Origin of the sequence: Amycolatopsis saalfeldensis, from assembly GCF_900110575.1 — a bacterium.
Taxonomy (GTDB): domain Bacteria; phylum Actinomycetota; class Actinomycetes; order Mycobacteriales; family Pseudonocardiaceae; genus Amycolatopsis; species Amycolatopsis saalfeldensis.
The window spans coordinates 182,850-203,506 of sequence record NZ_FOEF01000002.1; the positions used below are offsets into that span (position 1 = coordinate 182,850).

Annotated in this window: 1 protein-coding gene; it reads left to right on the forward strand. The window is 72.9% G+C overall.

Annotated features, from left to right (window positions below; all coding sequences use genetic code 11):
* Positions 1–46 precede the first annotated feature (46 nt).
* Positions 47–20,656: a type I polyketide synthase gene (locus BMY97_RS04975; protein ID WP_091613192.1), complete on the forward strand. Its 20,610-nt coding sequence runs from the start codon at positions 47–49 to the stop codon at positions 20,654–20,656.
* Position 20,657 lies beyond the last annotated feature (1 nt).

The following is a 20,657-nucleotide window of genomic DNA, read 5'->3' on the forward strand; positions in this document are numbered from 1 at the left end:
GCCGGCCCGCGTCAGCCGTTCCCCTCACCTGGGAGGCAGTACCCGCATGACGAGCAACGAAGACAAGCTCCGCGACTACCTCAAGCTGGTCACCACCGACCTGAGGCAGACGCGGCAGCGCCTGGGCGCGGTCGAGGCGAAGCACACCGAGCCGATCGCGATCGTCGGCATGGGCTGCCGTTACGCCGGGGGAGCGAACTCTCCGGACCAGCTGTGGCAGCTGCTGCTCGACGGCGGCGACGCGATCTCCGGGTTCCCGGCCGACCGCGGCTGGGACGCGGCCGCGATCTACGACCCGGACCCGGACCGGCCCGGCAAGACCTACGTCGTGGAGGGTGGCTTCCTGCACGACGCGGCGGCGTTCGACCCCGGGTTCTTCGGGATCTCGCCCCGCGAGGCGCTGGCGATGGACCCGCAGCAGCGGCTGCTGCTCGAGGTGGCCTGGGAGGCGATCGAGCACGCGGGGATCGATCCGCTTTCCTTGCGTGGCAGCGATGTCGGCACGTTCGTCGGCGCGGTCGAATCGACCTACGGCGCGGCCGCCGAGCTGCCGGAGACCGCCGAGGGACATTTGCTGACCGGCACCGCGGCCGCCGTGCTGTCCGGCCGGATCTCCTACTTCCTCGGCCTCGAAGGGCCGGCCGTCACGGTCAACACCGCTTGCTCGTCCTCCCTGGTGGCGCTGCACTGGGCGGAGCAGGCCCTGCGCGGCGGCGAATGCTCGATGGCGCTGGTCGGCGGGGCGACGGTGATGGCGACCCCGAGCGCGTTCGTCGAGTTCGCGCGTCAGCGGGGCATGTCGCGTGACGGGCGGTGCAAGGCTTTCGCCGAGGGCGCCGACGGGATGGCCTGGGGCGAAGGCGTGGGCGTCGTCCTGCTGGAGCGGCTTTCCGAGGCGCGGCGCCAGGGCCACCGGGTGCTCGCCGTCGTGCGCGGCTCCGCGGTCAACCAGGACGGCGCGAGCAGCGGGCTGACCGCGCCGCACGGGCCGTCGCAGCAGCGGGTCATCCGTGCGGCGCTGGAGAACGCCCGCCTGACCCCCGACCAGATCGACGTCGTGGAGGCGCACGGCACCGGCACGAGCCTGGGTGACCCGATCGAGGCCCAGGCGCTGCTCGCGACCTACGGGCAGGACCGGGAGAACCCGCTGCTGTTCGGCTCGGTGAAGTCGAACCTCGGGCACGCCCAGGCCGCGGCCGGGGTGGCCGGGGTGATCAAGATGGTGCTCTCGCTGCGGGAAGCGGTGGTGCCGAAGACGCTGCACGCCGAGACGCCCACGACCAGCGTCGACTGGACGGCGGGCTCGGTGGAGCTCGCGACCGAGCAGCGGCCGTGGCCCGAGGCCGGCCGTCCGCGCCGCGCGGCGGTCTCCGCGTTCGGCATCAGCGGGACCAACGCGCACGTGATTCTCGAGCAGGCCCCGGAAGCCGAGTCCGCGCCGGCCCCGGCCGTCACCGGCCTGGTGCCGTGGCTCCTGTCGGCGAAAACCCCGGAGGCACTTCAGGCTCAGGCCGAGCGGCTGCTCTCGCACCTGACGACGCGCCCGGACCTGCCCGCCGCCGACATCGCCGTCTCGCTGGCGGGCCGTTCCCCGTTCTCCCACCGGGCGGTGATCACGGCCGGCGACCGCGAGAGCGCCCTGCGCGGCCTGTCGGCGCTGGCGACCGGCGAGCCGGACGTCGGGCTTGCCGAGGGTTCGGTGGCCGGCGGCAGGACCGCGTTCCTGTTCTCCGGCCAGGGTTCGCAGCGCCTCGGCATGGGTCGCGAGCTCCACGAGCGGTTCCCGGTCTTCGCCGGGGCCTTCGACGCGGTGGCCGCGGAACTCGACCCGCTGCTGGACCGTCCGCTGACGGAGGTCGTCTGGGGCGCGGACGCCGGGATCCTCGACGAAACCGGCTGGACGCAACCGGCATTGTTCGCGGTCGAGGTCGCGCTCCACCGGTTGGTGACCTCCTGGGGCGTCACCCCGGACTTCCTCGCGGGCCATTCGATCGGCGAGGTCGCGGCCGCGCACGTGGCCGGCGTTTTCACGCTCGGGGACGCGGCCAAGCTCGTCGCCGCGCGGGCCCGGCTGATGCAGGCGCTGCCCGCGTCCGGCGCCATGGTCGCGATCCAGGCGACCGAGAGCGAGGTGTCCCCCCTGCTCGACGCGAGCGTCTCGATCGCCGCGATCAACGGCCCTGAATCGGTGGTCGTCTCCGGCGCCGAAGCCGCGGTCTCCGCGATCGCGGACCGGTTCGCGGACCAGGGCCGCAAGGCCTCCCGCCTGCGGGTGTCGCACGCGTTCCACTCTCCGCTGATGGACGGGATGCTGGAGGAGTTCCGCGCGGTCGTCACGGAGATCTCCTTTGAGAATCCGGAAATTCCGGTCGTCTCGAACCTGACCGGTCAGCCGGCGGCCGCCGGTGAACTCGGCTCGCCGGACTACTGGGTCCGCCACGTCCGGGAAACCGTCCGGTTCGCCGACGGCATCCGGGCGCTCACCGCCGAAGGCGTCCGGACGTTCGTGGAGCTGGGGCCGGACGGCGTGCTGTCGGCGATGGCACGCGAATCCGAAGCCCCGGCCGCGATCCCGGTCCTGCGCCGGGACCGGCCCGAGGAGCAGACCGCGGCCGGCGCGCTGGCGCAGCTGCACGTCCGGGGCATAACCGTGGACTGGAGCGGCTTCTTCGCCGGTGGGCGCCGCGTGGATCTGCCGACGTACGCCTTCCAGCACGAGCACTTCTGGCCGGACACCCTGGCCGGCGGGCCCGGGGACGTCACCGCGGCCGGTCTCGACGCGGCCGGGCATCCGCTGCTGGGCGCGGCCGTCGTGCTGGCCGGCGCCGACGGGGTGGTGCTGACCAGCCGGCTTTCCCCGGGCTCTCACCCGTGGCTGGCCGATCACGTGGTGCGGGGCCGGGTGCTGCTGCCGGGCACGGCCTTCGTCGAGCTGGCGATCCGCGCCGGCGACGAGGCCGGCTGCGGTCGGCTCGAAGACCTGACGCTCGCCGCGCCGCTGGTTCTGCCGGAGCAGGGCGGGGTCCAGGTCCAGCTGCGGGTGAGCGCCGCGGGGGAGTCCGGCCGCCGGACGTTCACGATCCACTCGCGGCCCGAAGGCTCGTCCGAAGAATCCTGGGAACGGCACGCGACCGGTGTGCTGTCCGAAGAAAGCCTCGCGGGGGAGCGGTTCGATACCACGGCCTGGCCGCCCGAAGGGGCGACACCGGTCGACCTCGGCGGGGCCTACGACTGGTTCGCCGAGGGCGGTTTCGAGTACGGCCCGGCGTTCCAAGGGGTGCGCGCGGTGTGGCGCCTCGGCGAGGACGTCTTCGCCGAAGTCGAGCTGCCGGACCACATCGGGGACGCCGAGGCGTTCGGCCTGCACCCGGCGTTGCTCGACTCGGCGCTTCAGGCCGCCGCCCTCGCCGAGCGCGGTGAAGACGGCCGCAGCGGCATGCCGTTCTCGTGGGAGGGCGTTTCACTGCACGCCTCTGGTGCGGCCTCGGCGCGGGTCCGGCTGCGGCCCGCCGGCGAGGACGCGGTCTCACTGACCGTGGTGGACGCCACCGGCGAGCCGATCGCTTCGGTCGATTCACTGGTCTTCCGGGGCATCCCGCAGGAGCAGGGGGCCGACCCGCACCGCGACTCGCTCTTCCGGACCGGATGGGTCCCGGTGCCGCCCGCCGGGGTGACCGCCGCGTCGGTGGCGCTGCTCGGCGCCGACGAGCTGGGACTCGGCGATTTCGTTGTGCCGCAGGAGGATCTGGCTGCTCTCTTGAGCGGTGAGGTGCCGGACGTCGTGCTGGTCACGGTGGCCTCGGCGCCGGTCGAAGCCGTCCCCGCGGCGGTCGTCGGTGAGCTGGAACGGCTACAGCAATGGCTGGCCGAAGAGCGGTTCGCCGGCTCCCGGCTCGTGTTCGTCGCGCGCGGGGTGACCACCGGCGAGAATCTCGCCGCCGCCGCGGTCTGGGGCCTCGTGCGGTCCGCCCAGACCGAGCACCCGGGCCGGTTCGGCCTGATCGACCTCGACGCCGACGCGGCGTCCGCGAGCGCGTTGCCGCAGGCGGTGGCCTCCGCCGAGCCGAGCCTGCGCGTCCACTGTGGAGAGGTGCTCGCCGCCCGGCTGGAGCGGCTCCCGGCACCGCCGGACACCGCCGGGTGGGACAGCGACAGCACCGTGCTGATCACCGGCGGCACCGGCGGTCTCGGCAGCATCCTCGCCCGGCACCTGGTTTCCCGCGGCGTCCGCAAGCTCGTGCTCGCCGGGCGGCGCGGGCTGAGCGCCGAGGGCGCGCCCCAGCTCCGCGACGAGCTCACCGGGCAGGGCGCCGAAGTCACCATCGCCGCCTGCGACCTCGCCGATCGGGACGCGCTGGCGGAATTGCTCGCCGCCCACCCCGTCACCGCGGTCGTGCACGCCGCGGGCGTCCTCGACGACGGAACCGTCGCTTCCCTGACGCCGCACCAGGTCGAGACGGTGCTGCGGCCCAAGGTGGACGCGGCCTGGAACCTGCACGAACTGGCGGGCGAGCTCTCGGCGTTTGTCCTGTTCTCCTCGGTGGCGAGCCCGTTCGGCGCCGCCGGCCAGGGCAACTACGCGGCGGGCAACGCCTTCCTCGACGCGCTCGCGCAGCACCGCCAGGCCCTCGGCCTGCCCGGGACCTCGCTGCAGTGGGGGCCCTGGACCCAGGACGCCGGGATGACCGGCGGCCTGACCGGCGCCGACATCGAGCGCATGATCAGCTCCGGCGTGCCGCCGCTGGCCCCCGAGCAGGGTGTCGCCCTGTTCGACGCCGCGATCACGAGCCCCGAAGCCGTGGTGCTGCCGGCGAAGCTGGACCTGCCGGTGCTCGGCGCCCAAGGCGACGTCCCCGAGCTGCTGCGCGGGCTCGTGCCGGCCCGGCGCCGTCGCGCGGTGGCGGCCAGGACCGGCAGCGGCGGCGGCCTGGCCCGGCAGCTGGCCGCGCTGGCGCCCGCGGACCGGCGTGAAGTCCTGCTCGACGTCGTGCTCAGCCGGGTCGCCCTGGTGCTGGGGCACGCCGGGGCCGGCTCGATCGACGCCGCCCGGTCGTTCCAGGACCTCGGGTTCGACTCGCTCACCGCCGTCGACCTGCGCAACCGGCTCAGCGGCGCTGCCGACGTGCGGCTGCCCGCGACGCTGGTGTTCGACTACCCCACGCCGGGCGCGCTGGCCGACTACCTGCTCGAAGAGCTGCTCGGCACGAGCGATGCCGGCGTCCCCGCCGCGGCGCTCGAGCCGGTGGACGACGATCCCATCGCCATCGTCGGGATGGCCTGCCGTTACCCCGGCGACGTGAGTTCACCGGAAGACCTGTGGCGGCTCGTCGAGAGCGGCGGCGACGCGATTTCGGCGTTCCCGGAAAACCGCGGCTGGGACACCGCCGCGCTCTATCACCCGGATCTCGACCACTTCGGCACGTCCTACACGCGCTCGGGCGGATTCCTGCACGACGCGGGCGCGTTCGACGCCGGCTTCTTCGGCTTGAGCCCGCGCGAAGCGCTCGCGACGGATTCACAGCAGCGGCTGCTGCTGGAGGCGTCGTGGGAGGCGATCGAACGCGCCGGGATCGACCCGATGTCCCTGCGCGGCAGCCGGACCGGCGTGTTCGCCGGAATCATGTACAGCGACTACGGCCATCTGCTGTCGGGCAAGGAGTTCGAGGGGTTCCGCGGCAACGGCAGTGCGCCGAGCGTGGCGTCCGGCCGGGTTTCCTACACCCTCGGGCTTGAAGGCCCGGCGGTCACCGTCGACACGGCTTGCTCGTCCTCGCTCGTCGCGATGCATTGGGCGGCGCAGGCGCTGCGCGGCGGGGAGTGCTCACTCGCGCTGGCCGGCGGCGCGACCGTGCTGTCCAATCCGGACGTCTTCGTGGAGTTCTCCCGCCAGCGCGGCCTGGCCGTCGATGGCCGCTGCAAGTCCTTTTCGGACGACGCGGACGGGGTCGGCTGGGCCGAGGGCGCGGGCGTGGTCGTGCTGGAGCGCCTTTCCGACGCGCAGCGCAACGGTCACGAGATTCTTGCCGTGCTCCGCGGCTCCGCGGTGAACCAGGACGGGGCGTCGAACGGCTTGACGGCGCCGAACGGCCCGTCGCAGCAGCGGGTGATCCGCCAGGCGCTGGCCGCCGCGGGTATGTCCACTTCGGACGTCGACGCAGTGGAGGCCCACGGCACCGGCACGACTCTGGGTGACCCGATCGAGGCGCAGGCCCTGCTGGCGACCTACGGCCAGGACCGGGAGACGCCGCTGCTGCTGGGGTCGGTGAAGTCGAACCTCGGGCACACCCAGGCCGCGGCCGGGGTGGCCGGGGTGATCAAGATGGTCATGGCGATGCGCCACGGCGTGCTGCCGAAGACCTTGCATGCCGGCTCGCGTTCGTCGCATGTGGACTGGGAGGCCGGAGCCGTCGAGCTGCTCACCGAGCGCACCCCGTGGCCGGAGACCGGTGGCCCGCGGCGTGCGGCGGTGTCGTCGTTCGGGATCAGTGGCACCAACGCCCACGTCATCCTCGAACAGGCGCCGCGCGTCGCCGAGCCCGAACGTCCGGAGCACCCCGGTCTGGTCCCGTACCTGCTCGCCGGCAAAACGCCGGAGGCACTCGCCGCCCAGGCCGGACGGCTGGCTTCGCACCTGGAGTCGCATCCCGAGCTGGCGCCTTCGGATGTCGCCTTCTCGCTGGCCACCACGCGTTCGGCGTTCGCCCACCGGTCCGTGACGCTGACCGGCGCCGAGGCGATCGAGGGTTCGGTGCTTCCGGGCAAGGTGGCGTTCTTGTTCTCGGGTCAGGGTTCGCAGCGGCTTGGTATGGGCCGGGAGTTGTATGCGCGGTTTGCTGTGTTCGCGGAGGCGTTTGATGCTGTCGCCGAGTTGCTGGATGGTTCGGTGCTGGAGGTCATGTGGGGCGAAGATGCCTCGGTGTTGAATGAGACGGCATCAGCGCAGCCTGCGTTGTTTGCGGTTGAGGTCGCGTTGTTCCGTCTGGTGGAGTCGTGGGGTGTTCGGCCGGATTTTGTGGCGGGTCATTCGATTGGTGAGGTCGCGGCGGCGCATGTCGCGGGGGTTCTGTCGCTTGTGGATGCTTGCACGTTGGTGTCGGCTCGCGCACGGTTGATGGGCGAGTTGCCTGCTGGTGGTGCGATGGTGGCGATTCAGGCCACTGAGGATGAAGTCCGGCCGCTGTTGAGCGGTGGTGTGTCGATCGCGGCGATCAATGGTCCGGAGTCGGTGGTGGTGTCCGGGGTCGAGGCTGAGGTCGCCGTGTTGGTGGCTGGGTTTGAGGGTCGGAAGTCGTCGCGGTTGCAGGTGAGTCATGCGTTCCATTCGCCGTTGATGGATCCGATGCTCGACGAGTTCCGCGCTGTGGTGACGGAGTTGTCGTTCGCTGCTCCGCGGATTTCGGCGGTGTCGACGGTGACCGGTCAAGCGGCTGAGTGGGGGTCGCCGGAGTATTGGGTTCGGCAGGTGCGTGAGCCGGTGCGGTTCGCTGATGGTGTCCAGATGCTGGTGGGTGAGGGGGTTACCAAGTTCGTCGAGTTGGGTCCGGATGGGGTGTTGTCGGCGATGGCTCAGCTGTCGGCGCCCGAAGGCGCGGTGGTGGTTCCGTTGCTGCGTAAGGATCGTCCGGAGGAACTCAGTGCGCTGAGCGGGTTGGCGCGGTTGCATGTTCACGGGGTCGGCGTGGATTGGGGCTCGTTGTTCCCGGGGGCGCGGCGGGTCGATCTGCCCACCTACGCCTTCCAGCGCAGCTGGTTCTGGCCGGACACCCTCCCGGAGGGCGACGCGGCCGCGTTCGGGCTCACCGCTCCCGGTCATCCGCTGCTTACCGGCTCCGTCGAACTCGCCGGCGACGACGGGCTGCTGTTCACCAGCGTCCTGTCCGTCCGCACGCATCCGTGGCTCGCGGACCACTCGGTGCACGGCCGTGTCCTCGTGCCCGGGACCGCGTTGCTGGAGTTGGCGATCCGCGCCGGCGACGAGGTCGGCTACGGGCGGATCGAGGACCTGACCCTGGCCGCGCCGATGGTCCTGCCCGAACAGGGGGCCCTCCAGGTGCAGCTCTCGGTCGCCGCGCCCGACGATGCCGGGTTCCGCCGGGTGGCCGTCCACTCGCGGGCCGGCAGCAGCGGTCCGTGGACGCAGAACGCGGCCGGGCTCCTGGCCGAAACCGCACTGCCGGACTTCGGCTTCGACGCGACCGCCTGGCCGCCGGAAGACGCCGTCGCCGTCGACGTTTCCGATTGCTACGAACGGTTCGCCGAGGGCGGCTTCGCGTACGGCCCGATCTTCCAGGGCTTGCGGGCGGTCTGGCGCCGCGGCGAGGAGGCCTTCGCCGAGGTGAGCCTCCCCGAGGACGACACTGCCACCGAATTCGGCCTGCACCCGGCGCTGCTCGACGCGGCGTTGCACGCGATTTCCCAGGCCGGGCTGGACATCGAGGCCGGCGCGCTGCCGTTCTCCTGGGCGGGCGTCTCCCTGCACGCCACCGGCGCGTCCTCGGTGCGGGTTCGGCTCGTGCGCACCGGCACCAACACGGTGTCGATCACGCTCACGGACACCACCGGCGGCCCGGTTGCCACCATCGAGGCACTGGCCGTCCGCGCAGTGCCCGGCGACCGGCTGGCCACCACCGCCGACGCCCTGTTCCGGCCCGGCTGGGTCACCGCGGCGGGGCCGGCCACGGTCGCCGAGTCGGTGTCGGTCCTCGGCGCCGAGACCCTCGGGCTCGAAGACGCCTTGCGGTCGGCGGGCGTGCAGGTGGGCGAGGACTCCGCGCCGGTGGTGCTGTACCCGGTGATCGGCGACCGCTCGGACCCGGCCGCGGCGGCCCATTCCGTGACCGCCGCCGTGCTCGGGCACCTCCAGCAGTGGCTGAGCGAGGACTCCCGCCTCGTCTTCGTGACCAAGGGCGCGACCACCGGCGACGATCTGGCCGGAGCCGCCGCGGCCGGGCTCGTCCGGTCGGCCCAGACCGAGAACCCCGGCCGTTTCGGCCTGGTCGACCTGGACCAGGACCCAGCCTCGATGGCAGCGCTGCCCCAGGCGCTGGCCTCGGCCGAGCCGGAGCTGGCGATCCGCGGCGGCGAGATTTTCGCCGCGCGCCTCGACCGCGCGTCCGTCGCCGAGCCGCGGCGCACCTGGGACCCCGACGGCCCGGTCCTGATCACCGGGGGCACGGGCGGCCTCGGCCGCGTGCTGGCGCGGCACCTGGCCGGCGAGCACGGCGTCCGGAACCTCCTGCTGGTCAGCCGCCGGGGCGGGGCGGCCGAGGGCGCGGCGGAGCTGGTCGCCGAACTCGCCACGCTGGGCGCCGACGCCCGGCTGGCCGCCTGCGACGTGTCCGATCGCGAAGCGCTCGCGGACCTGCTGGCCCGCCACCCGGTTTCGGCGGTCGTGCACACCGCCGGAGTCCTCGACGACGGGTTGATCGATTCCCTGACGCCGGAACGCCTCGACGCCGTCCTGAGGTCCAAAGTGGACGCGGCGTGGAACCTGCACGAACTCACCCGCGACAACGGGCTCACCGCGTTCGTCACCTACTCCTCGGCCGCCGCGACGTTCGGCTCCGCCGGCCAGGGCAACTACGCGGCCGGGAACGCGTTCCTCGACGCGCTGGCCCGGCATCGGCACAGTCTCGGCCTGCCCGCGGTGTCGCTGGCCTGGGGCCCGTGGACCCGCACCGGTGGAATGACCGGCGACCTCACCCAGGCCGAGCTGGACCGCATCGCGCGCTCCGGGATGCCGCCGCTGACCGTCGAGCAGGGCATGGCGCTGTTCGACGCCGGGCTGAGCGGCGAGGAAGCCGTCGTCGTGCCGGCCCGGCTCGACTTCGGCGCGCTGCGGGCCCAGGGCGAAATCCCGGAGCTGCTGCGTGGCCTGATCCGCGGCTCGACCCGCCGGACGGCCGCGGCCGGCGCGGGTTCGGCCCTCGCGCACGGCCTGGCCGGGCTCGGCGCCGAGGAGCAGGCCGAGGCTCTGCTCGACCTCGTGCGCACCCAGGTCGCGATGGTGCTCGGGCACGCCGGGGTCGCGGAGATCGATCCGGAACGGGCGTTCACCGACCTCGGCTTCGACTCGCTGACCGCGGTCGAACTGCGCAACAAGCTCAACGCCGCCACCGGGCTGCGGCTGCCGGCCACGCTGGTCTTCGACTACCCGACGGCCGCCGCGCTGGCCGCGCACCTGCTGGACCAGCTCGTCGGCTCGGCCGCCGAGACGGCCGTGCCCCTGCGGGCCCTCCCGCCGGTCGCCGACGATCCGATCGTGATCGTCGGCATGGGCTGCCGCTACCCGGGCGGCGTGGACTCGCCGGAAAGCCTGTGGCGGCTCGTCGCCGGCGGGGCGGACGCGATCTCGGCGTTCCCGGAAGACCGCGGCTGGGACCTCGACACCCTGTACCACGCCGATCCGGACCATCTCGGCACCTCGTACACGCGGTCGGGCGGGTTCCTGCACGACGCGGCCGACTTCGACCCCGGTTTCTTCGGGATGAGCCCCCGTGAGGCCCTGACCACCGACTCCCAGCAGCGGCTGCTGCTGGAAACCTCGTGGGAGGCACTGGAACGCGCCGGCATCGACCCGAGGTCGCTGCGCGGCAGCCAGACCGGGGTCTTCGCCGGAATCATGTACAACGACTACAGCTCCCTGCTCGACGGCGCGGAATTCGAGGGCTACCAGGGCAGCGGCAGCGCGGGCAGCGTCGCTTCGGGCCGGGTTTCCTACACCTTCGGCTTCGAGGGCCCCGCCGTCACCGTGGACACGGCGTGCTCGTCCTCGCTGGTCGGACTGCACCTGGCCGCGCAGGCCCTGCGGTCCGGTGAGTGCGCGCTGGCGCTCGCCGGCGGGGTCACGGTCATGTCCACCCCGGGCACATTCGTCGAGTTCTCCCGCCAGCGCGGGCTGTCCGCCGACGGCCGCTGCAAGTCCTTTTCGGACGACGCGGACGGCGTCGGCTGGTCGGAAGGCGCGGGCATGGTCGTCCTCGAGCGGCTTTCCGACGCGCGGCGCAACGGCCACGAAATCCTCGCGGTGCTCCGCGGCTCCGCGATCAACCAGGACGGGGCGTCGAACGGCTTGACGGCGCCGAACGGCCCGTCGCAGCAGCGTGTGATCCGCCAGGCGCTGGCGAGCGGCGGACTGTCCACTTCGGACGTCGATGTGGTCGAGGCCCACGGCACCGGCACCACCCTCGGCGACCCGATCGAGGCGCAGGCGGTCCTGGCCACCTACGGCCAAGACCGGGAGATCCCGCTGCTGCTGGGCTCGCTGAAGTCGAACATCGGCCACACCCAGGCCGCGGCCGGCGTCGCCGGGGTGATCAAGATGGTCATGGCCCTGCGGCACGGCGTGCTGCCGAAAACCCTGCACGCGGGGACGCCTTCGTCCAACGTGGACTGGGAGAGCGGCGACGTGACGCTGCTGGCCGAGCAGATCCCGTGGCCGGAGACCGGCCGCCCGCGCCGCGCCGGGGTCTCGGCGTTCGGCATCAGCGGCACCAACGTCCACGCCATCCTCGAACAGGCCCCGCCGGCCCCCGCGCCCGAGCCGGCCGCCGAACCGGCTGTGGTCCCGTGGGTCCTGTCGGGCAAGACCCCGGACGCCCTGCGCGCCCAGGCGGCGCGGCTGAGCGAGTCCGGCCTCGGCGAATCGTCGGCTGACGTCGGTTTCTCGCTGGCCACCAGCCGGTCGGCGTTCGATCACCGCGCGGTAGTCCTGGTGTCCCCGGACTCGAGGCAGGGTCTTGCCGCGCTGGCCGCGGGGGAGCCGGATGCTTCCGTGATCGAAGGCTCGATCCTGGCGGGCCGGACGGCGTTCCTGTTCTCCGGTCAGGGTTCGCAGCGGCTTGGTATGGGCCGGGAGTTGTATGCGCGGTTTGCTGTGTTCGCGGAGGCGTTTGATGCTGTCGCCGAGTTGCTGGATGGTTCGGTGCGGGAGGTTATGTGGGGTGAGGACGCTTCGGTGTTGAATGAGACGGCATCAGCGCAGCCTGCGTTGTTTGCGGTTGAGGTGGCGTTGTTCCGTCTGGTGGAGTCGTGGGGTGTTCGGCCTGATTTTGTGGTGGGTCATTCGATTGGTGAGGTCGCGGCGGCGCATGTCGCGGGTGTTCTGTCGCTTGTGGATGCTTGCACGTTGGTGTCGGCTCGCGCACGGTTGATGGGCGAGTTGCCTGCTGGTGGTGCGATGGTGGCGATTCAGGCCACTGAGGATGAAGTCCGGCCGCTGTTGAGCGGTGGTGTGTCGATCGCGGCGATCAATGGTCCGGAGTCGGTGGTGGTGTCGGGGGTCGAGGCTGAGGTCGCCGTGTTGGTGGCTCGGTTTGAGGGTCGTAAGTCGTCGCGGTTGAAGGTGAGTCATGCGTTTCATTCGCCGTTGATGGATCCGATGTTGGCTGAGTTCCGCACGGTGGTGGAGGGGCTTTCGTTCAGTGTCGCGCGGATTTCGGCTGTGACCGGTAAAGCGGTGGAGTGGGAGTCCCCGGAGTATTGGGTGCGGCAGGTGCGTGAGCCGGTGCGGTTCGCCGATGGTGTCCAGACACTGGTGGATGAGGGGGTTACCAAGTTCGTCGAGTTGGGTCCGGATGGGGTGTTGTCGGCGATGGCTCAGCTGTCGGCGCCCGAAGGCGCGGTGGTGGTTCCGTTGCTGCGTAAGGATCGTCCGGAGGAACTCAGTGCGCTGAGCGGGTTGGCGCGGCTGCATGTGCACGGGGTCGGCGTGGATTGGGGCTCGTTGTTCCCGGGGGCGCGGCGGGTCGATCTGCCCACCTATGCCTTCCAGCGCCGGCGTTTCTGGCCGTCCGGGGCGGGAAAACCGATCGGTGACGTCCGGGCCGCCGGGCTTGGTGCGCCGGCCCACCCGTTGCTCGGCGCGGCCGTGCGGGTTGCGGGTTCGGACGCCCTGTTGTTCTCCGGCCTCCTGTCCACCCGGACGCAGCCGTGGCTGGCCGGCCACGTTGTGCTCGGCTCGGTGCTCCTGCCCGGCACGGCGCTGCTGGAGCTGGCGATCCGCGCGGGCGAGGAGGTCGGCTGCGACCGGGTCGAGGAGCTGACGCTCGCGGCCCCGCTGGTCCTGCCCGAGCAGGGCAGCGTGCAGCTGCAGGTCGCGGTCGCGGAGCCGGAGGAGTCGGGCCGGCGCGCGGTGACCGTCTACTCGCGACACGAGGGCGAGGAAGACGGGCCGTGGACCTGCCACGCCACCGGGGCGCTGGCCGTCGGCGAGTACCACGCGGAGCCCGGCACCGGGGTGTGGCCGCCCGCCGGGGCGGAACCGGTCGAACTGGCGGACTTCTACGAGCAGCGCGCCGCGGACGGTTTCGAGTACGGCCCGATGTTCCAAGGCCTGCGGGCGGTCTGGCGCTCAGGCGGAGAGGTGTTCGCCGAAGTGGCCCTGCCCGAAGGCTCCGGGGCCGAAGCGTTCGGCCTGCATCCGGCGTTGCTCGACGCGAGCCTGCACGCCGGTGCCTTCGACGGCCGGGCGGCCGACGACCGGCGGTCGGTGCCCTTCTCGTGGACCGACGTGTCGCTGCATGCCAAGGGCGCCAAGGAACTCCGCGTCAAACTCGGCTGGGACGCCGAGGGCGCGATGACGATCGCCGCGACCGACCGATCGGGTGCGCCCGTGGCGTCGGTCGGCGCGCTGCGTGTCCGCGCCGTGTCCGCCGACCAGCTCAGCAGCACCGATCGTGACTCGCTGTTCGGCCTCGACTGGGTTCCGGTGCAGGCGGACGCGGCGGGCCTCGGCACCCCGATCGTGCTCGGCCCCGATTCCCTCGGGCTCGCGGACGCCCTTCAGGCCGCCGGAGCAGACGTGGAGTGCCACGCCGATCTGGCTTCGGTCGGCTCACCGGCCGGGCCGGTGCTGGTGGCACTGGCGGGCACGCCCGGCGAGGTCCCCGAGTCGGTGCACACGACGAGTGCCTGGGCCCTGGCGCTGCTGCAGGAGTGGCTCGCCCAGGAGCGGTTCGCCGGATCGCGGCTCGTTTTCGTCAGCCGGGGCGCGAACTCCGGCGAAGACGTCACCGCGGCCGCGGTACAGGGCCTCGTCCGCTCGGCCCAGTCGGAGAACCCGGGCCGGTTCGGGCTGGTCGACCTCGACGAGGAGCCGTCCGGCCTGCTGGCGGCGGCGCTGTGTGCCGAGGAACCCCAGCTCCTGGTGCGTGACGGAACACTGCTCGCGGGACGCCTCGTCCGCGTCGCCGCCGGCACGGCCGACCGCTGGGACAGCGAGGGCACCGTGCTGCTGACCGGCGGCACCGGCGGCCTCGGCGCCGTCCTCGCCCGGCATCTCGTCGCCGAACGAGGCGTACGGCACCTGCTGGTGCTGAGCCGGCGCGGCCCGGCGGCCACGGGGGCGGCCGAGCTGGCCGCGGAACTCACCGATCTCGGTGCGGACGTGCGCGTCGAGGCCTGCGACGTCTCGGATCGCGCGGCACTGGCGGACACCCTCGCGGCGATCCCCGGTGACCATCCGCTGGTGGCGGTCGTCCACACCGCCGGCGTCCTCGACGACGGGGTGATCGGCTCGCTCACGCCCGAGCGGATGGACACCGTCCTGCGGCCGAAGGTCGACGCCGGGTGGAACCTGCACGAGCTGACCCGGGACCTCCCGCTGTCGGCGTTTGTGGTGTTCTCCTCGATCGCCGGGGTGTTCGGCAGCGCCGGGCAGGGAAACTACGCCGCCGGCAACGCTTTCCTCGACGCGCTGATGCGGCGCAGGAACGCCGAAGGCCTGCCGGGGGTGTCGCTCGCGTGGGGACCGTGGGCCCGGACCGGCGGCATGACCGGCGAGCTGAGCGCCGCCGACCTGGAGCGCATGGCCCGCTCCGGCATCCCGCCGCTGCCGGCCGAACGCGGGGTCGAGCTGTTCGACGCGGCGCTCGCCGCCGGCGGGCCGCTTGTCCTCCCGGTCCGCCTCGACCTCCCGGTGCTGCGCGCCCAGGACGAGATCCCGGCCCTGCTGCGCGGCCTGATCCGGGCCGCCCGCCGTCCGGCCGGTTCGGCCACCACGGCCGGGCTCATCCGGCGCCTGTCGGGGCTCACCGAAGCCGAACGGCGGGCCGACCTGCTGGAGCTGGTCCGGACGCAGGTCGCGCTGGTGCTCGGCCACGACGGCGCCGGCGAGATCGACCCGGGCCGCGCCTTCCGCGACCTCGGCTTCGACTCGCTGACCGCGGTCGAACTCCGCAACCGGCTGAACACCGGCGCGGGGCTCAAGCTGCCCGCCACCCTCGTCTTCGACTACCCGACGCCGGGCGCGCTGGCCGAGCACCTGCTCGAAGCGTTGTTCGGCGGCGAGGCCCCGGCCGAGCCACCAGCACTCGCGGCGGTCGAGGGCGACCCGATCGTGATCGTCGGCATGAGCTGCCGCTACCCCGGCGGCGTCGACTCGCCGGAGGGCCTCTGGCAGCTGGTCGCCGACGGCGTCGACGCGATCTCCGGGTTCCCGGAAGACCGCGGCTGGGACGTGGAGTCGCTCTACCACGCCGATCCCGACCACCACGGCACCTCCTACACCCGATCCGGCGGCTTCCTGCACGACGCGGGCCAGTTCGATCCCGCGTTCTTCGGGATGAGCCCCCGCGAGGCCATGACCACCGACGCCCAGCAGCGCCTGCTGCTGGAGGTCTCGTGGGAGGCGCTCGAGCGCACCGGGATCGACCCGGTTTCACTGCGCGGCAGCCGGACCGGGGTGTTCGCCGGAGTCATGTACAACGACTACAGCTCAACGCTTTCGGCCGCCGAATACGAGGGCTACCAGGGCCACGGCAGCGCGGGAAGCGTCGCCTCGGGCCGGGTTTCCTACACCCTCGGCCTGGAGGGCCCCGCGGTCACGATCGACACGGCGTGCTCGTCCTCGCTGGTGGCCATGCACTGGGCGGCGCAGGCGTTGCGCAGTGGTGAGTGCTCCCTCGCGCTCGCCGGCGGTGTGACGGTGATGTCGACGCCCGGCACCTTCGTCGAGTTCTCCCGGCAGAAGGGCATGTCGCCCGACGGGCGCTGCAAGGCGTTCGCGAACGCGGCCGACGGCGTCGGCTGGGCCGAGGGCATCGGCATGCTGGTGCTGGAGCGCCTTTCCGACGCCGAGCGCCACGGTCACGAAGTCCTCGCGGTGTTCCGCGGCTCCGCGGTGAACCAGGACGGGGCCTCGAACGGGCTGACCGCGCCGAACGGCCCTTCGCAGCAGCGCGTGATCCGCCAGGCGCTGGCGAGCGCCGGACTGTCCACTTCGGACGTCGACGTGGTCGAAGCGCACGGCACCGGCACCAGCCTCGGCGACCCGATCGAAGCCCAGGCCCTGCTGGCGACCTACGGCCAGGACCGCGCGGCCCCGCTGCTGCTGGGCTCGGTGAAGTCCAACATCGGCCACACCCAGGCCGCCGCCGGGGTCGCGGGCGTGATCAAGATGATCATGGCGATGCGGCACGGCGTGGTGCCCCGGACCCTGCACGTGGACGCGCCGTCGGGCGAGGTCGACTGGGCCGCGGGCGACATCGAGCTGGTCACCGAGCCGGCCGCGTGGCCGGAGACCGATCGTCCGCGCCGGGCCGGGATCTCCTCGTTCGGCATCAGCGGCACCAACGTCCACACGATCATCGAGCAGCCCGCCGCGCCCGCCATGATCGTGGACGCCGGCCCGGCTCCGTCCGGCGTGGTGCCGTGGGTGCTCTCGGCCCGGACCCCGGCGGCGCTGCGGGCCCAGGCCGGGCGCCTGCTGTCCCGGATGGACGGTCTGCACCCGGCCGACGTCGGGCTCTCGCTCGCCGAGGGCCGGTCCCGTTTCGACCACCGCGCGGTGGTGCTCGCCGGAGACCACGACGAAACCGTGCGCGCCCTGACCGCGCTTTCCGACGGCGAACCGGCCGCCGGGCTGATCGAAGGATCGGTGCTCGGCGGGAAGACCGCGTTCCTCTTCTCGGGCCAGGGTTCGCAGCGGCTCGGCATGGGCCGTGAGCTCTATGACCGGTTCCCGGTGTTCGCCCAGGCCTTCGACGCGGTCACCGGCGAACTCGACCGGCACCTGGACCGGCCGTTGCGTGAGGTGATCTGGGGCGAGGACGCCGAAGCACTCGACGACACAGGCTGGACCCAGCCCGCGCTTTTCGCCGTCGAAGTCGCGCTGTTCCGGTTGGTGGAGTCCTTCGGCATCACCGCCGACCAGTTCGGCGGCCACTCGATCGGCGAACTCACCGCCGCGTACGCCGCGGGCGTGTTCACTCTCGAGGACGCCTGTGCGGTGGTCGCCGCGCGGGCTCGCCTGATGCGGGAGCTCCCGGCCGCCGGCGCGATGATTTCGCTCCAGGCCGGCGAAGCCGAGGTCGCCGCCGCGTTGGACGGCCGGGAGAAGGAAGCCGGGATCGCCGCGGTCAACGGGCCGCTGTCGGTGGTGGTGTCCGGCCGGACCGAGGTGGTCGAGGAGCTCGCGCGGCACTTCGAGGGCGAAGGACGGCGGACCAAGCGCCTGCCGGTCAGCCACGCGTTCCACTCGCCGTTGATGGAGCCGATGCTGGCGGGCTTCCGGACGGTGCTCGAAGGCGTGTCGTTCGCCGAGCCCGTGGTGCCGGTCATCTCGAACCTGACCGGCCGGCCCGCGGCGCCGGGAGAGCTGGGCACCCCGGATTACTGGGTCCGCCACGTTCGCGAGGCCGTGCGGTTCGCCGACGGGGTCGGGGCGCTGGCCGGGAACGGGGTCACGGTGTTCCTCGAACTCGGACCGGCCGCGGTGCTCACGGCGATGGCCCAGGAAACCCTCGCCGGCACCGAGGTCGCCCTTCCGGTGCTGCGCAAGGACGGGTCCGAGGTGCGCTCGCTGGCCTCGGCGCTGGCCGGGCTGCACGCCCACGGCGCCGAAGCGGACCTCTCCGCGTTCTGGCCCGGCGCCCGGCGCGTCGACCTGCCGACCTACGCCTTCCAGCACGAACGCTTCTGGCCGGCCCCCGACTTCTCCGGTGGCGACGTCACCGCCGCCGGGCTCGGCACGACCGGCCACCCGCTGCTCGGCGCCGCCGTCCAGCTCGCCGGGACGGCCTGGATGCTGTTCACCAGCCGGCTCTCCCTGCGGACCCAGCCGTGGTTCGCCGATCACGTGGTGATGGGTGCGCCGATGGTGCCCGGCACCGCGTTCGTCGAGCTGGCGCTGCGGGCGGCCGACGAGGTCGGCTGCGCCCGTGTCGACGAGCTGACCCTGGCCGCGCCGCTGGTGCTGCCGGCGATGGGCGCGGTACAGCTGCAACTGTGGGTCGGCGACGCCGACGAGTCCGGCCGCCGTCCGCTGACCGTCCACTCGCGACTCGACGGCGACGGCGAGCGACCGTGGACGCAGAACGCGAGCGGTGTGCTCGCCGTCTCGGGCCACACGGCCGAGTTCGACGCGAGCGTGTGGCCGCCCGCCGACGCCGAGGCGCTGTCGCTGGAGAACTGTTACGAGGAGTTCGCCGAGGCCGGTTTCGGTTACGGTCCGGCGTTCCAGGGCCTGCGCGCGGCCTGGCAGCGCGGCGACGAGATCTTCGCCGACATCGTGCTGCCGGAGGCGGTGGGGTCCGGTGCGGCGGCGTTCGGCGTGCACCCGGCGCTGCTCGACGCCACGCTGCACGCGTCGATGCTCGCCACCGGCGAAGGCGAGGGCGGGGGACTGCCGTTCTCCTGGGAGGGCGTTTCGCTGCACGCTTCCGGTGCGTCCGCGGTGCGGGCGCGGCTGACCCGCACCTCGAACGAATCGATGGCCATCGCGCTGGCCGACACGTCCGGGCAGCCGGTCGTCTCCGTGGATTCGCTGCTCGTTCGCGCGGTCGCCCCCGACCAGCTGCGCGGCGCCGAGGACGACGCGCTGTTCAAGCTGGAGTGGGTCGGCCTCGCCGCGGAGCCGGTGGTGCCCGGCTCGATCGCCGTGCTCGGCGCGGACGGCTCCGCGCTCGTGGAAGCGCTGAGCGGTCACGACGTCCGTGCTGCCGCGGACCTGGCGTCTCTTGTGGACGGTGAGGTGCCCGGGATCGTCCTGGTCCCGGTCCGCGGTGACTCGGCCGACGTGCCCGCTTCGGCCCACGAGCTGTCGTCGCGGGCGCTGGGCCTGGTCCAGCAGTGGCTCGCCGAGGAGAAGTTCACGGATTCGCGGCTGGTCTTCGTGACCGAGGGCGCGGTCGACGGCGGCGACGTCGCGGCCGCGGCCGTGTGGGGTCTGGTGCGCTCGGCCCAGTCGGAGCATCCGGACCGGTTCGGCCTGCTGGACTCCGGCCCGGTCCCGGGGCCCGTGCTGCTGGCCGCGCTCGGCTCGGGCGAGCCGCAGGTCGTCGTGCGGGACGAAACCGTCCTCGCGGGACGGCTGGCCCGGGCCACCGCGGGGGAGGCCCCCGCCTGGGACCCGGAAGGCACCGTGCTGATCACCGGCGGCACCGGTGGGCTCGGCGCGCTGCTGGCCCGGCATCTGGTGGCCGGGCGCGAGGTCCGCCACCTGCTGCTGGTCAGCCGCAGCGGCCTCGCCGCCCCGGGTGCCGGGACGCTGGTCGAGGAGCTGACCGAACAGGGCGCCGAGGTGACGGTGGCGGCTTGCGACGTCTCCGATCGGGCTTCGCTGGCCGAGCTGCTGTCCACCGTGCCCCGGCTGACGGCGGTGGTGCACACCGCCGGGGTGCTCGACGACGGTGTGGTCGAATCCCTGACGCCGCAACGGTTGTCCGCAGTCCTGCGGCCGAAGGCCGACGCCGCCTGGCACCTGCACGAGCTGACCCGGGAGAGCCCGCTGGCGGCGTTCGTCGTGTACTCCTCGATCGCGGGCACCTTCGGCGGGGCCGGCCAGGCCAATTACGCCGCGGGCAACGCGTTCCTGGACGCGCTGGCGGCCCGGCGCCAGGCCGACGGACTGGCGGGCGCGTCGCTGGCCTGGGGCCCGTGGGCCCAGGGGGCCGGGATGACCGGCTCGCTGAGCGAGGCCGACCTCGAGCGGCTGCGGCGCTCGGGAATGCCCGCGCTGTCACCGGAAGAAGGCGTCGCCCTCTTCGACGCGGCACTGGGCACGGGCGCGGCGGCCGTGGTGCCGGCCCGGCTCGACCTCGCCGCGCTGCGGGCGCAGGGGGAGATCCCAGCCCTGCTGCGCGGGCTGATCCGGACGCCGTCACGACGTTCCGCCGCGGCCGGCCAGATCACCGTGGACACCCTCGTCGACCGCCTGCGGGGACTGGCCGACGACGCCCGCGACGAGGTGCTGCTCGACCTCGTCCGCGGCCAGGCCGCCCTGGTGCTCGGGCACGCCGACGGCACCGGGATCGAGCCGGACCGGGAGTTCCGGAACCTGGGCTTCGACTCGCTGACCGCGGTCGAGTTCCGGAACCGGATGAACACCGCCACCGGCCTGCGCCTGCCGGCCACGCTGCTGTTCGACTACCCGACCCCGGCCGGGCTCGTCGAGCACCTGCGCGGTGAACTCGTGGTGGCGGGCCCGGAATCCCCTTCGCTCATCGGGACGCTCGACCAGCTGGAAACCGCCTTCGCCTCGGCGACCGTCGACGAACAGCTGTTCAAGCAGATCGAAGGGCGCCTGGAGGTCCTGCGGGCCAAGTGGGCGGCGCTGCGGACCGGCTCGACGGACGCCGGGGACACGGAATTCGACTTCGACGCGGCCAGCGACGACGACGTCTTCCGGCTCCTCGACGACCAGCTCGGCCTCTCGTGAG

Coding starts and splice junctions, on each gene's coding strand:
- BMY97_RS04975 (WP_091613192.1), top strand. CDS start 47: ATGACGAGCAACGAAGACAAGCTCCGCGACTACCTCAAGCTGGTCACC.